General features: G+C 62.1%; 13 protein-coding genes. 9 read left to right on the forward strand and 4 right to left on the reverse strand.

Annotated features, from left to right (window positions below):
* Nucleotides 1–211: 211 nt before the first annotated feature.
* Nucleotides 212–1,450: an MFS transporter gene (locus J5M73_RS26290; RefSeq protein WP_102865418.1), complete on the reverse strand. Its 1,239-nt coding sequence runs from the start codon at nt 1,448–1,450 to the stop codon at nt 212–214.
* A gap of 574 nt (nt 1,451–2,024) precedes the next feature.
* Here J5M73_RS26290 and J5M73_RS26295 point away from each other — a divergent pair.
* From J5M73_RS26295 to J5M73_RS26305, 3 genes are all read left to right on the forward strand, one after another.
* On the forward strand, nt 2,025–3,464 hold the full coding sequence (locus tag J5M73_RS26295; protein WP_102865419.1) for a cytochrome ubiquinol oxidase subunit I: 1,440 nt from the start codon (nt 2,025–2,027) through the stop codon (nt 3,462–3,464).
* Between the two features lie 3 nt (nt 3,465–3,467).
* Complete coding sequence (cydB, locus tag J5M73_RS26300; protein WP_102865420.1) at nt 3,468–4,475, forward strand: cytochrome d ubiquinol oxidase subunit II; 1,008 nt, start codon at nt 3,468–3,470, stop codon at nt 4,473–4,475.
* Nucleotides 4,476–4,586: 111 nt separating this feature from the next.
* Nucleotides 4,587–4,754, forward strand: a complete 168-nt coding sequence (locus J5M73_RS26305; protein WP_102865421.1) for a DUF2474 domain-containing protein — start codon at nt 4,587–4,589, stop codon at nt 4,752–4,754.
* 65 nt (nt 4,755–4,819) lie between these two features.
* Here J5M73_RS26305 and J5M73_RS26310 read toward each other — a convergent pair whose 3' ends face one another.
* Complete coding sequence (locus J5M73_RS26310; RefSeq protein ID WP_102865422.1) at nt 4,820–5,944, reverse strand: methyltransferase; 1,125 nt, start codon at nt 5,942–5,944, stop codon at nt 4,820–4,822.
* 214 nt (nt 5,945–6,158) lie between these two features.
* Here J5M73_RS26310 and J5M73_RS26315 point away from each other — a divergent pair, with 214 nt between their 5' ends.
* On the forward strand, nt 6,159–6,935 hold the full coding sequence (locus tag J5M73_RS26315; RefSeq protein ID WP_102865423.1) for a ferredoxin--NADP reductase: 777 nt from the start codon (nt 6,159–6,161) through the stop codon (nt 6,933–6,935).
* 49 nt (nt 6,936–6,984) lie between these two features.
* Here J5M73_RS26315 and mscL read toward each other — a convergent pair whose 3' ends face one another.
* A complete protein-coding gene (gene mscL / locus J5M73_RS26320) occupies nt 6,985–7,398 on the reverse strand; it encodes a large-conductance mechanosensitive channel protein MscL (RefSeq protein WP_102865424.1) in 414 nt (137 codons plus the stop codon).
* A 287-nt stretch (nt 7,399–7,685) separates the two neighbouring features.
* On the opposite strand from mscL, the gene J5M73_RS26325 reads away from it, so the two are divergent.
* The 4 genes from J5M73_RS26325 to J5M73_RS26340 all read left to right on the forward strand — a co-directional run bounded on the left by J5M73_RS26325 (nt 7,686) and on the right by J5M73_RS26340 (nt 12,030).
* Complete coding sequence (locus J5M73_RS26325) at nt 7,686–9,227, forward strand: catalase (RefSeq protein WP_102865425.1); 1,542 nt, start codon at nt 7,686–7,688, stop codon at nt 9,225–9,227.
* A gap of 67 nt (nt 9,228–9,294) precedes the next feature.
* Nucleotides 9,295–9,855, forward strand: coding sequence for an ankyrin repeat domain-containing protein (locus tag J5M73_RS26330; protein ID WP_102865426.1), 561 nt, complete (start codon nt 9,295–9,297; stop codon nt 9,853–9,855).
* Between the two features lie 45 nt (nt 9,856–9,900).
* Complete coding sequence (radA, locus tag J5M73_RS26335) at nt 9,901–11,268, forward strand: DNA repair protein RadA (RefSeq protein ID WP_025129215.1); 1,368 nt, start codon at nt 9,901–9,903, stop codon at nt 11,266–11,268.
* A gap of 39 nt (nt 11,269–11,307) precedes the next feature.
* Entirely contained in the window at nt 11,308–12,030 is a 723-nt protein-coding gene (locus J5M73_RS26340; RefSeq protein ID WP_102865513.1) for a hypothetical protein, read from the forward strand.
* Nucleotides 12,031–12,046: 16 nt separating this feature from the next.
* Here J5M73_RS26340 and J5M73_RS26345 read toward each other — a convergent pair whose 3' ends face one another.
* Nucleotides 12,047–12,415: a PilZ domain-containing protein gene (locus tag J5M73_RS26345; protein ID WP_102865427.1), complete on the reverse strand. Its 369-nt coding sequence runs from the start codon at nt 12,413–12,415 to the stop codon at nt 12,047–12,049.
* A 286-nt stretch (nt 12,416–12,701) separates the two neighbouring features.
* On the opposite strand from J5M73_RS26345, the gene J5M73_RS26350 reads away from it, so the two are divergent.
* A complete protein-coding gene (locus J5M73_RS26350) occupies nt 12,702–14,768 on the forward strand; it encodes a carbon starvation CstA family protein (RefSeq protein ID WP_102865428.1) in 2,067 nt (688 codons plus the stop codon).
* Nucleotides 14,769–14,771: the final 3 nt, after the last annotated feature.

Here is a 14,771-nt window from a genome sequence, read left to right on the forward strand (position 1 = left end):
AGTGAGTGTAAGGCGATACCTTACACTCTTCGTAGCGGTTTTGTATTGCAGAGAATGATCAACACGCTGTTACGAGGTGGTTGCGTGCATTGATTGTTGTTGGAGAGGGCCGGCTACAGCGACCTGCTGGAGGCGGCGAAATGGCGAGCCGTCTCTGAGGGTCAGCCCAGCCACTGAGGCTTGAACCTGGCCGCGCCCGCCCGGCGCGGCATCAGGCCTTGGATTGCTCGACTGATTCGATCATCCGATCGCGCTTGGCCAGGGTCGGGAACAGCTTGATCCAGACCCCGGTCACGACCAGCGTGCCGACCCCGCCCAGCACCACCGCCGGCACGGTGCCGAACCAGTGGGCGGTCAGCCCGGATTCAAATTCCCCCAGCTGGTTCGAAGCACCGATGAACAAGCCGTTCACCGCGCTGACCCGGCCGCGCATTTCGTCCGGGGTTTCCAGCTGCACGAAGGACGCGCGGATCACCATGCTGATCATGTCCGCCGCCCCCAGCACCACCAGCACCGCCAGGGAAAACCAGAACGAAGTCGAGAGGCCGAAGGCGATGGTGGCCACGCCGAATACGCCGACGGCGGTGAACATCACCCGCCCGACCTTGCGCTCGACGCTGAAACGCGCCAGCCACAGTGACATCAGCAGCGCGCCCACCGCTGGCGCCGAACGCAGCAGGCCCAGGCCCCAGGGGCCGGTCAACAGGATGTCCTTGGCGAACACCGGCAGCAATGCGGTGGCGCCGCCCAGCAGCACGGCGAACAGGTCCAGGGAGATGGCGCCGAGGATGTCCGGGCGGCTGCGGATGAAGCGAATCCCCGCCAGCAGCGAATCGAGGGTGGCCTTGCCCTTGTTCAGCGGCGTCTGCCGGGCCGGCAGGTTGAGCATCAGCAGGCAGGCGATCAGGTACAGGACCACGGTGGGGCCGTAGACCCAGACGCTGCCGAAGGCATACAGCAACCCGCCCAGGGCCGGAGCGACGATGGTCGCCGACTGTTGCGCCGATTGCGCGGCGGCCACCGCCCGGGGAAACAGCGCCGCTGGCACGATGCTCGGCAGCAGGGCCTGGGTGGTGGGCATCTCGAAGGAACGGGCGCCGCCGAGGAGGAAGGCCAGGATGAAGATCATTTCCCGGGTCACGCTGTCGGTCAGGCTGCCGACGGCCAGGGCCAGGGCGATCAAGGCTTGCAGCGACTGACAGATAGCCGCCACTCGGCGCCGGTCGTAGCGGTCGGCCACGTGCCCGGTGTGCAGCATGAACAGCACGCGCGGGGCGAACTCCACCAGCCCCACCAGGCCCAGGTCGAGCACGTTGCCGGTCAGTTGGTAGAGGTTCCAGCCGATGGCCACGGTGAGCATCTGGAAACCGCTGGCGGTGAAGATCCGGGCCAGCCAGAAAGCGATGAACGGGCGATGGTGACGGAGCAACAGAGGCGTTTGGCTGGGCATCGGGCGGTCAATCTGAGCGGGGAGTGCGACGAGGTTATCACCAAGATGTAACCAATAGTTGCGGCGTGCGGGAAAATCGTTAGCTGCGCATCTATCTGATTTTTTGCTCGCATGCCGGGCCGCCAACCCTTGTAGCCGCTGCCGCAGGCTGCGAACGGCTCCGGAGGAGACGCCAGGCTCTTGAGTACGCCGCAGGTTCGACGGGCAATCGCCAGGCAAGACCCTGCGTACCGAACGCGGCCCGGCCTTTCGCAGCTTCGCAGGCTCAGCAGCGGCTACAGGCGTTTTGTGTGGGGAAAAGCCGGGAAAACCCCGGGTTTGGCGGGGTGAGGCAAGCTGTCACGCGGCAAATAACCACAGAGTTGCGCGCTGAAAATAGGACTACTCTTTTAACGTTGCTTGACCCAGATCAAAACCTTTTCCAGTGGTTTGATGTGGCGGCCCAAGGGCCAGAATCCCTACGTTGCGATGGTTTAAAAAAGAACGAATCCGAATTCGCCGAACTCCATATCCGTGGGGGCAGTAGGCGCTGGCCTTTGGCCCGCAGCCGGTTTTACCTGATAGAGGAAAGCTTATGTTCGGTTTAGAGGCGCTTGATCTCGCCCGAATTCAGTTCGCATTCACCGTTTCGTTCCACATCCTGTTCCCGGCCATCACCATTGGTCTGGCGAGTTATCTGGCGGTACTCGAAGGCCTGTGGCTCAAGACCCGCGACGATACCTATCGTGATCTTTACCACTTCTGGTCGAAGATCTTCGCTGTCAACTTCGGCATGGGGGTGGTGTCCGGTCTGGTGATGTCCTACCAATTCGGCACCAACTGGAGCCGTTTCTCCGATTTTGCTGGTGCTGTCACCGGCCCCTTGCTCACCTATGAAGTGCTCACCGCGTTCTTCCTCGAGGCTGGTTTCCTCGGGGTCATGCTGTTCGGCTGGAACAAGGTCGGGCGCAAGCTGCACTTTTTCTCCACGGTGATGGTGGCCATTGGCACGCTGATTTCGACCTTCTGGATTCTGTCCTCCAACAGTTGGATGCAGACCCCGCAAGGCTTCGAAATCGTTGACGGCCGAGTGATTCCGGTGGACTGGCTGGCGGTGATCTTCAACCCGTCATTCCCCTATCGCCTGGCGCACATGGCGGTGGCGGCGTTCGTCGCCACGGCGTTCTTCGTCGGCTCGTCCGCAGCCTGGCACTTGCTGCGGGGGCGCGACAACCCGGCCATTCGTCGCATGCTGTCGATGGCCATGTGGATGGCCCTGATCGTGGCGCCGGTGCAGGCGGTGATCGGTGACTTCCACGGTCTTAATACCCTCAAGCACCAACCGGCGAAAATCGCCGCCATCGAAGGTCACTGGGAAAACGTCGGTAATGAGCCGACCCCGCTGATCCTCTTCGGCTGGCCGGACATGAAGGCTGAGAAAACCAAATACGCAGTGGAAATCCCTTACCTGGGCAGCCTGATCCTCACCCACTCGCTGGACAAGCAGGTGCCGGCGCTCAAGGAGTTCCCGCCCGAAGACCGTCCCAACTCGACCATTGTGTTCTGGTCGTTCCGGGTCATGGTGGGCCTGGGCATGCTGATGATCTTCACTGGCCTGTGGAGTGTCTGGCTGCGCAAGCGCGGCACCCTCTACACCTCGCGTCCGTTCCTGTACCTGACGTTGTGGATGGGGCCGTCCGGCCTGATCGCGATCCTGGCGGGCTGGTTCACCACCGAGATCGGCCGTCAGCCCTGGGTGGTCTATGGCCTGATGCGCACGGCGGATGCTTCGTCCGCACACAGTTTTGTGCAGATGAGTATCACCCTGGCGTTGTTCGTGGTGGTGTATTTCTCGCTGTTCGGCGTGGGTCTGGGCTACATGATGCGCCTGGTGCGCAAAGGCCCGGTCACCAACGAAGGTGCTGAAACCAGCCACGGTGGTCCCGGGCAGAAACGTACTCCGGCCCGTCCGCTGTCCGCAGCCGACGATGACCACGACGCCGACCACGGCACCCGCCTGAACAAGGGGAACTGAGTCATGGGTATTGATCTTCCGCTGTTGTGGGCCGTGATTATCATCTTCGGCATCATGATGTATGTGGTCATGGACGGCTTCGACCTGGGGATCGGGATTCTCTTCCCGTTCGTCAAGGACGAGCGCGACCGTGACGTGATGATGAACACCGTCGCCCCGGTCTGGGACGGCAACGAAACCTGGCTGGTGCTGGGGGGCGCGGCCTTGTTCGGCGCCTTCCCGCTGGCCTACTCGGTGGTGCTCTCGGCGCTGTACCTGCCGCTGATCCTGATGCTGATCGGCCTGATCTTCCGCGGGGTGGCCTTTGAGTTCCGCTTCAAGGCCAAGGAAGACAAGCGTCATATCTGGGACAAGGCGTTTATCGGCGGCTCGGCGGCGGCGACCTTCTTCCAGGGCGTGGCTTTGGGTGCATTCATCGACGGCTTGCCGGTGGTGGACCGCCAGTTTGCCGGTGGCTCCCTGGACTGGCTGACGCCCTTCACCCTGTTCTGCGGCCTGGCGCTGGTGGTGGCCTACGCCTTGCTCGGCTGCACCTGGCTGATCATGAAGACCGAAGGCAAGCTGCAGCAGCAGATGCATGACCTGGCCCGGCCCCTGGCCTATGTGGTGCTGGCGGTGATCGGCATCGTCAGTATCTGGACGCCCTTGGCCCATGCCGACATCGCGGCGCGCTGGTTCACTCTGCCCAATCTGTTCTGGTTCCTGCCGGTGCCGATCCTGGTGCTGGTGACCATGTACGGCCTGCTCCGTGCTGTGGCCCGCAACGCGCATTACACGCCGTTCCTGTTGACCCTGGTGCTGATCTTCCTCGGCTACAGCGGCCTGGGTATCAGCCTGTGGCCGAACATCGTGCCGCCGTCGATCTCCATCTGGGACGCCGCGGCGCCGCCGCAAAGCCAGGGCTTCATGCTGGTGGGCACCTTGTTCATCATCCCGTTCATCCTGGGCTACACCTTCTGGAGCTACTACGTGTTCCGCGGCAAGGTCACCCACGAAGACGGTTACCACTAGGCAGGAGCCGGCTTGCCGGCGAACAGGCCCTGCACCTTGTGCCTGGCTGGCCGGCGCTTTCACTGGCCAGCCAGCCCCGGCGAGGGTTTGGGTCAAGCAGGAGTTGAAATCATGAGCGATAAACACTCTTTGCAGGAAATCGAACAGGCGGAAAAACAGCCCCTGTGGCGGCGCCTGGGCTGGCTGGCGATGATCTGGGGTGGCAGTGTGCTGGCCCTGTTCGTGGTGGCCAGCCTGATGCGCATGTTCATGAGCGCCGCGGGCCTGACTACCCACTGATCATCCCATCCCGTGCCTTGCGGCGCGGTTTCAACCCTCCGTCAGCGGAGGGTTTTTTTTACCTGTTACTTGCGCGCTTTGAGGATCACGAACTTGGGCGTGGCCGCCACTTGTTCGACGCCGCGGAACAGCCGCGCCAGCTTGCTGTGATAACCCAGGTGACGGTTGCCGACGATATACAGCGCACCGCCCACCACCAGGGCTTCCCGGGCCTGCTGGAACATGCGCCAGGCGAGGAAGTCGCCCACCACCTGTTGCTGGTGGAACGGCGGGTTGCACAGCACCACGTCCAGGGACTGCGGCGCCTGACCGGCCAGGCCGTCACCGGCACGCATCTCGGCTTCGCGGTCACCGAGCAGCGCCTGCCAGTTCTCCCGTGCCGACTGCACGGCCATGAAGGATTCGTCCACCAGGGTGTAGTGGGCCTGGGGGTTGTCCAGGGCGCTGGCGATGGCCAGCACGCCGTTGCCGCAGCCCAGGTCTGCGACCCGGGCGCTGCCGAGGTTCTGTGGCAGATGCGGGAGGAAGGCGCGGGTGCCGATGTCCAGGCCTTCGCGGCAGAACACGTTGGCGTGGTTGAGCAGCTCGATGGCCGGCTGCTCCAGGCGATAGCGGGTCGGGTAGGGCGATGCGACCGGCGGTCTGGCTTCTGGCGTGGCGACCAGCAGGCGGGCCTTTTTCACCGCCAGGGAGGCCTGCACCGGGCCGATGTAGCGCTCCAGCAAGTCACCGGCGGCGCGGGGCAGGTGCTTGACCATGGCCGCCGCCACGACCTGGGCGCCAGGGGTCAGTTGTCCCTGCAGGCGGATCAGCTGTTCTTCCAGCAGGGCCAGGGTCTTGGGGACGCGAATCAGCACCCGGTCGAAGGGGCCGTGCAACGGCTCGCTGGCCGGTATCACCCGCAGGGCGTCGAAGGGCAGGCCGTTGCGCATCAGGTTCTTTTCCAGGGCCAGGGCGCCCAGGTACGAATCGCCGCTGCTGCTGACCTGGACCTTGCCCAGCAGGCTTGCAGCCAGGGCGCCGAAGCTGTCGTTGAGGATCAGCACCCGGGTATCGCTGGTCGGTTGCTGCTCGGCCAGATGGTTGAGCAGGTATTCGTCCGCTGCGTCGAAGGCTTGCAGCGGCTCGTTTTGCTGTTCGGGCTGGCGGATCAGGTCGAGCTGGGCGAAGGGGCTTGCAAGCAGGGGCATGGGGCGGACTCTAGGTAATCGGTGAATGTCCCGGCGGTGGGGGCTGTCGCGCGCACGGGAACCCTCGAACAGCGCAGGCGCGGGCCATTCGAAGCGGGGCTAAATGGTACGTTTTTTTGCCGGGGATTGCCCGCGCTCTATGCCACTACAAACCGCCGGTGTTTCTGTCCGGCGCTTTGCGGGACACTAGCGCATCGCTTTTGTGGAGCCCGTCATGACCGCCAGTGAAGAAAAGTACACTCGCCAGACCCTGCTCGAGGTCCAGCCGCTGACCTCCAGCCTGTTCACCCTGCGCACTACCCGGGATGCGGGTTTTCGCTTTCGCGCCGGGCAGTTCGCTCGTCTCGGGGTGACCAAGGCCGATGGCAGCACGGTGTGGCGCGCCTATTCCATGGTGTCGTCGCCGTTCGATGAGTTTCTCGAATTCTTTTCCATTGTGGTGCCCGGTGGCGAGTTCACCAGTGAGCTGAGCCGCCTGGAAGTGGGGGACAGCCTGCTGGTGGATCGTCAGGCCTTTGGCTATCTGACCCTGGATCGTTTCGTCGACGGTCGCGATCTCTGGTTGTTATCCACAGGCACCGGGATTGCGCCGTTCCTGTCGATCCTCCAGGACTTCGAGGTCTGGGAGAAATTTGAACGCATCATCCTGGTCTACAGCGTGCGCGAGGCCAGGGAGCTGGCTTATCAGCAGTTGCTTGCCGAGTTGCCGCAACGTGAGTACCTGGCCGAGTTCGCGCATAAGTTGCAATTCATCAGCACCGTGACTCGGGAGCAGCACCCGGGCAGCCTCAATGGGCGCATCACCCAACTGATCGAGAACGGCGAGCTGGAACGCGCCGCTGGCGTGGAACTGACCCCCGAGCATTCCCGGGTGATGCTCTGCGGCAACCCACAGATGATTGACGACACCCGTGCGCTGCTCAAGCAGCGAGGGATGAACCTGAGCCTGAGTCGACGGCCGGGGCAGGTGGCGGTGGAGACTTACTGGTAACCAAAACGGCGCCTTGGGGGCGCCGTTTCTTCGAGTGCTGAAGCCTGTATCAGGGCTTGTTGTTCTGCGCCTTGAGCAGATCGCGGATCTCTCCCAGCAGCTCTTCTTCCTTGGTCGGTACCGGTGGCAGGGTAGGGGCCACGGCTTCTTCGCGTTTCAGGCGGTTGATGACCTTGACGCCCATGAAGATGGCGAAGGCGATGATGAGGAAGTCGATGATGCTCTGGATGAACTTGCCATAGGCCAGAACCACCGCGGGTGTATCCCCTGCCGCCGCTTTCAGCGTGACTGCCAGGTCCCCGAAGTTCACCCCACCGACCAACACGCCGATGGGCGGCATGACCACGTCGCCGACAAAGGACGAGACGATCTTGCCGAACGCGGCGCCGATGATGATACCCACGGCCATATCGACCACGTTACCTTTGACCGCGAAGGCCTTGAACTCACTTAGCACGCCCATAGGTTATTCCTTGTTACAGATGAGGTTGGTTACGGCAGTGTAATTCAGCAAAAAGCATTTTGCCGACACAACTTTTAACAGCACGCGGGGTTATTGACCGATAAACAGGCAAAGAGTTTTTTCAAAGTGCCATCGGATCGCGCGCGATATACCCCGCATTTGACGAGATAACCAGAACATTCTGTCAATCGATGGGTTATGGCCTTTCTATTTATCTTTCAAATGTTTAGTCACTAGCCTCTAGCAGGCGCACCGAGATGCGCCTTATATAACTAGAGGAATTCAACATGACCGCTTCTCTTGGCCTTGGGAGTTTTTCCCAGCGACGCGTACTGGGCGTGCTTGCCGCCAGTCTGCTTTCCCTTTCCGTACAGGCCGCCACGCTGACCCGCGACAATGGCGCGGCAGTGGGCGATAACCAGAATTCACAGACCGCAGGCGCCACCGGCCCGGTGTTGCTGCAAGATGTGCAACTGATCCAGAAACTTCAGCGTTTTGATCGCGAGCGCATTCCAGAGCGCGTGGTACACGCCCGTGGCACCGGCGCCCACGGCACCTTCACCGTCACCGACAACCTCAGCGACCTGACCCGTGCCAAGGTGTTTGCCGCCGGCGAGGTGACTCCGGTATTCGTGCGTTTCTCGTCGGTGGTGCATGGCAACCACTCCCCGGAAACCTTGCGTGATCCACGGGGTTTCGCCACCAAGTTCTATACCGCAGAGGGAAACTGGGACCTGGTCGGCAACAACTTCCCGACCTTCTTCATTCGCGATGCCATCAAGTTCCCGGATATGGTGCACGCGTTCAAACCCGATCCGCGTACCAATCTGGATGATGACTCGCGACGTTTTGATTTCTTCTCTCATGTTCCCGAAGCCACTCGCACATTGACCGAGCTGTATTCCAACTCCGGAACTCCGGCCAGTTACCGGGAAATGGATGGTAATGGGGTGCACGCCTACAAGTTGATCAACGCCAAGGGTGAAGTGCACTACGTGAAGTTTCACTGGAAGAGTCTGCAAGGTCTGAAGAATCTCGATCCGAAACAGGTGGTCGAGGCACAAGGGCGTGATTACAGCCATATGACCCATGACTTGGTAACCCACATTAATAAAGGGGACTTTCCCAAGTGGGACTTGTATGTCCAGGTATTGAAACCCGAAGACTTGGCCAAGTTTGATTTCGATCCCCTGGACGCCACCAAGATCTGGCCGGATGTACCCGAGCGCAAAGTGGGACAGATGGTGTTGAACCGTAACCCCGCCAACGTCTTCCAAGAGACTGAGCAAGTGGCCATGGCCCCGTCCAACCTGGTACCGGGGATCGAGCCGTCGGAAGACCGCCTGCTGCAAGGCCGGGTGTTCTCCTATGCCGATACCCAGATGTACCGCATCGGCGCCAATGCTCTGCAACTGCCGATCAACGCACCGAAGAACCCGGTGAACAACGGCAACCAGGACGGCGCGATGAACCTGGGCCACACCAGCACGGGGGTCAACTACCAGCCGAGCCGCCTGATGCCCCGCGAAGAGCCGCAAACCGCGCGTTACAGCCAGCTGGCACTGTCGGGCAGCACCCAGCAGGCGAAGATCCAGCGCGAGCAGAACTTCAAGCAGGCCGGTGATCTGTACCGTTCCTTCAGCAAGAAGGAACGTCAGGACCTGATCGACAGCTTTGGCGGCTCCCTGGCCACCACCGATGACGAGAGCAAGCACATCATCCTGTCGTTCCTGTATAAGGCCGACCCGGAGTACGGCACCGGCGTGACCCGTGTGGCCAAGGGCGACCTGACTCGTGTCAAGGCGCTGGCGGCCAAGCTGAGCGATTGATCGAGCGCGTTTCACTCCGTCACGCCCGCCTGGGCGTGACGACTTTTTCCGACAGAGGAGTCGCGCCATGCGTCTTTTTACAGCGCTGCTGTCAGCGGCCTGTTCGTTTGCCGCCTACGCGCAGCCGGCGGCCGAACCCGCGACCGCCGCCGACCCGGTGGCGGTCAAGGTGCAGCTGGAACACTACTATTTCGATGCCGCCCGCCGGGGCGATGTGGAAATGCTCGACACCTTTATCGAGGCTGGTTTCTCCCTCGATACCCAGGATGAAAAGGGCTACACGGCATTGATCCTCGCCGCTTATCACGGCCAGGGTCCGGCAGTGGAGCGCCTGCTGGACGCCGGCGCCAATGCCTGTGCCCAGGACAAACGCGGCAACACGGCGTTGATGGGGGCGATCTTCAAGGGCGAGGTGCAGATCGCTCGGCGTTTGCTGGCGACCGATTGCAGTCCCGATCAGCGCAATGGCGCCGGGCAGACGGCGGCCATGTACGCCGGGTTGTTCAAGCGGGTCGAACTGTTGGACGCCTTGGCCGCCAAGGGCGCTGACCTGAATGCCGAAGACCCGCTGGGCAATAGCGCCACGCGTCTGGCCAGCGGGCAGATACGCACCACGGCGCCGCGCTGATCGGTTCCAGCTGAGCTATCATCGCGGTTTTTGCCGGGGGTTCAGATGGCCAAGGCCAAGCGCATGTACGGCTGCACCGAGTGCGGCTCCACCTTTCCCAAATGGGCCGGGCAATGTGGCGAGTGCGGGGCCTGGAACACCCTGACCGAGACCATGATCGAAAGCGGTGGTGCCGCGGCTCCCGCCGGGCGCACTGGCTGGGCCGGGCAACAGGCGCAGATCAAGACCCTGGCAGAAGTCAGCGTCGAGGAGATTCCACGTTTCTCCACCGCTTCCGGCGAACTCGACCGAGTGCTGGGCGGCGGCCTGGTGGACGGCTCGGTGGTGCTGATCGGTGGTGATCCGGGGATCGGCAAGTCGACCATCCTGCTGCAGACCCTGTGCAACATCGCCACGCGCATGCCGGCCTTGTACGTCACCGGCGAGGAGTCCCAGCAGCAGGTAGCGATGCGCGCCCGGCGGCTGGGCCTGCCCCAGGATCAGTTACGGGTGATGACCGAGACCTGCATCGAAACCATCATCGCCACCGCTCGGGTGGAAAAACCCAAGGTCATGGTGATCGACTCGATCCAGACCATCTTCACCGAACAGCTGCAATCGGCTCCCGGCGGCGTGTCCCAGGTGCGCGAGAGCGCGGCCTTGCTGGTGCGTTACGCCAAGCAGAGCGGCACGGCGATCTTCCTGGTGGGCCACGTGACCAAGGAAGGCGCCCTGGCCGGGCCGCGGGTGCTGGAGCACATGGTCGACACCGTGCTGTATTTCGAGGGCGAGTCCGACGGTCGCCTGCGGTTGCTGCGGGCGGTGAAGAACCGTTTTGGTGCGGTCAACGAGCTGGGTGTGTTCGGCATGACCGACCGCGGTCTGAAGGAGGTGTCCAACCCTTCGGCGATTTTCCTCACACGAGCTCAGGAAGAAGTGCCCGGCAGCGTGGTGATGGCCACCTGGGAAGGCACCCGGCCGATGCTGGTTGAAGTCCAGGCGCTGGTGGATGACAGCCACCTGGCCAATCCGCGCCGGGTCACCCTGGGCCTGGATCAGAACCGCCTGGCCATGCTGCTGGCGGTGCTGCACCGCCACGGCGGGATTCCGACCCATGACCAGGACGTGTTCCTCAACGTGGTGGGCGGGGTCAAGGTGCTGGAAACCGCCTCCGACCTGGCGTTGATGGCCGCCGTGATGTCGAGCTTGCGCAATCGTCCGCTGCCCCATGACTTGCTGGTGTTCGGTGAAGTCGGCCTGTCCGGTGAAGTGCGTCCGGTGCCCAGCGGCCAGGAGCGTTTGAAAGAGGCCGCCAAGCACGGCTTCAAACGGGCCATCGTGCCCAAGGGCAATGCGCCGAAAGAGTCGCCGCCGGGCTTGAAGATCATTGCCGTGACCCGCCTGGAACAGGCGTTGGATGCGCTCTTCGAATAAATCGAGCTGGGCTCTCATGGAAGGAAGCAGGTAATGGGCATGACAAAGTTGAAGGGCTGGTGGCTGGGCCTCAGCCTGCTGTGTGGCAGCGGCTTTGCCGTGGCGCAGCCGAGCGAGGTGCCCGAGGGCTATCGCGTGGCCCAGCAAGTGCTGGTGGGCGATGGTTCGCTGCTGGAGGTGCTGGAGGATGTGCGCATCACGCCGCAACTGCACGCCGACAGCTGGGGCAATGGCCTGGACGCCGACAGCTTTGCCCAGTCCGAGGACGATCACCCGACCACGCCCTTGGGCGCTCAGGTGCGCCTGGTTTCCGACAGCGGCGAGGTGCTGGCGCAGAAGCCCCTGGACTATCCCCTGGCCACGGTGGAAAAGGCGCCGCTCAACGGCCTGCCATCGCCGGCGTTTTTCCTCACTGTCGACCAGACCGCCCCCATGGGCAGCTACAGTGGTCCGGCCACGCAAGTGCTGATGCCGCAGCAGGGTCAGCTGGACTCGGTGCTCTATCTGGGGGAAGGAGGGGAAAGGCAGCCGCTGGTGTTCGCCCAGACTGGCAAGGCGGCGTGGCGGATCGTGCCGTCCCGGGAAGGGGGCACCGAAAGCATCCAGCAGGTGTCATCGGCGTCGACGATGGAGAACGAAGAGTTCATCACCACCTATCGCACCTTCCGTTATGTCGACGGCCAATGGACAGAATTGTCGCGGCAGCAAGCGGGTTACTGGGACATGGAAAGCGACTTTCCCGAACCCGCGCTGTTCCCCTGAACACGGGTGTTTTTGATCAAATACTGATCAGCGCACCCAGTTCCCGCTCCAACTCCTCGGGGTCCCCCAGGTTCAGCTCGATCAACCTCCTGAGGTGTTCGATGGACTCCAGGCCGATGTGCAGGCAGACGAAGCCCAACTGACCGTTATGGTCGTGGGCCAGTTGCACATCCATACGCACGTCGGCATCGAGGCCCAGGTGAATATCGGCTTCGAAGGGGCGGTTGGGATCTCCGAGCCAGGGATCGGGGCGTTCGATCAACAGTCCCTTGAGGGACAGGTCCAGCAGCCGCACCGGCCAGCGGTGGGTGCCTTGACTCAGTTCAGTCGTGGCATCGAAGGCGATGCGTTTGAAGCGTCGGCGTTCGGCGTGTTGCTCGCTCATGGGCTGGCCCTCTGCGTGGTGCACTGACTATAGACCCCGGTTTATGACTGTCGCTACAAAGCCATCGGACCGCAAAAAAAATGCAATGCCGCCGTGCTCGCGGCTTGCCGGACGAATGGGGCTGATTCAGGGTTTTGTGGCGGTGCGCCTTGCGCAGAAAAATGTCCCAAAAAATGCCGCTCACAAGATAAAAGAAGGCTCTAGACCAACGTGGGGGGTGGTCTTTGAGAACAGTAGCGCTACACTCGAAATGCTGTTTTTCTATCCCCCTGGCCGGAATAAAAAAATGAAAAATAATAATAGCCTGCTGCGCCATGTCCCTTGGCTGCTGCTGGCAATCGTAGGAGCGTGCGCCCTCGGCGTAGTTGCATTGCGTCGCGGCGAGGCGATCAACGCCTTGTGGATTGTGGTGGCCGCGGTGGCCATCTATCTGGTGGCGTACCGGTACTACAGTCTGTTCATTGCCAATAATGTGATGCAGCTGGACCCACGTCGGGCCACTCCCGCCGTGCTCAACAATGACGGTCTGGACTATGTGCCGACCAATAAACACATTCTCTTCGGTCACCACTTCGCGGCCATTGCCGGCGCCGGTCCCTTGGTGGGCCCGGTCCTGGCTGCGCAGATGGGCTACCTGCCCGGCACCCTGTGGCTGATCGCCGGTGTGGTCCTGGCCGGTGCGGTTCAGGACTTCATGGTGCTGTTCCTGTCCACCCGACGTAACGGCCGTTCCCTGGGCGACATGGTTCGTGAGGAAATGGGGCGTATTCCCGGCACCATTGCGCTGTTCGGCTGCTTCCTGATCATGATCATCATCCTCGCGGTGCTGGCGCTGATCGTGGTCAAGGCCCTGGCCGAGAGCCCGTGGGGCATCTTCACGGTGATGGCGACCATTCCGATCGCGGTGTTCATGGGCGTGTACATGCGCTACATCCGCCCGGGCCGCATCGGCGAGATTTCGTTGATCGGCGTTCTATTGCTGCTGGGTTCCATCTGGCTGGGGGGGCAGGTGGCCGCCGATCCGGTCTGGGGCAAGATGTTTACCTTCACCGGCATCCAGATCACCTGGATGCTGATCGGCTACGGTTTTGTCGCTGCGGTGCTGCCGGTGTGGCTGATCCTGGCGCCCCGTGACTATCTGTCGACCTTCCTCAAGATCGGTACCATCATCGCCCTGGCGATTGGCATCCTGATCACCATGCCCGAGCTGAAAATGCCGGCCCTGACCCAGTTCACCGATGGCACTGGCCCGGTATGGAAAGGCGGCCTGTTCCCGTTCCTGTTCATCACCATCGCTTGTGGCGCGGTGTCGGGCTTTCATGCGTTGATCTCCTCGGGGACTACGCCCAAGCTGCTGGATAACGAAGCCAATGCCCGCTACATCGGCTACGGCGGCATGCTCATGGAGTCCTTCGTGGCGATCATGGCCATGGTCGCGGCTTCGGTGATCGAGCCTGGCGTTTACTTCGCCATGAACAGCCCGGCGGCCATCGTCGGCGGTGATGTGGTGGCCGTGGCGCAGACTGTCAGCAGTTGGGGTTTTGTCATCAGCCCGGAACAACTGCAGGCGGTGGCCAAGGACATCGGTGAAAACACCATCCTGGCCCGTGCCGGTGGGGCACCGACCCTGGCGGTGGGTATCGCGCAGATCCTCCACCAAGTACTGCCGGGTGAGAACACCATGGCGTTCTGGTACCACTTCGCGATCCTGTTCGAAGCCCTGTTCATTCTGACCGCTGTGGATGCCGGTACCCGTGCCGGTCGTTTCATGCTCCAGGATTTGCTGGGGTCTTTCGTTCCAGCGCTCAAACGCACTGAATCCTGGACCGCCAACCTGATTGCTACCGCCGGTTGCGTGGCCCTGTGGGGCTACCTGCTGTACCAGGGCGTGATCGATCCGCTGGGTGGCATCAACACCTTGTGGCCGCTGTTCGGCATCTCCAACCAGATGCTGGCCGGTATTGCCCTGATGCTGGGCACCGTGGTCCTGATCAAGATGAAGCGCCAGCGCTACATCTGGGTCACCCTGCTGCCGGCTGTCTGGCTGCTGATCTGCACCACGACTGCAGGCTTCATCAAGCTGTTCGACGCCAACCCGGCGATCGGCTTCCTGTCGTTGGCGAAGAAATACAGCGATGCGATGGCCAATGGTCAGATCCTCGCTCCGGCCAAGGACATCACGCAGATGCAGCACGTGATCTTCAACGCCTACACCAACGCGACCCTGACTGCCTTGTTCCTGCTGGTGGTGTTCAGCATCCTGTTCTACGCGCTCAAGGTCGGTATCGCGGCTTGGGGCAGCAAGGAACGTACGGATAAAGAGTCGCCCTACCAGGCTGTGCCTGACGCGTAACCC

This window comes from Pseudomonas sp. 50_B (assembly GCF_017491625.1).
Lineage (GTDB): Bacteria > Pseudomonadota > Gammaproteobacteria > Pseudomonadales > Pseudomonadaceae > Aquipseudomonas > Aquipseudomonas danubii.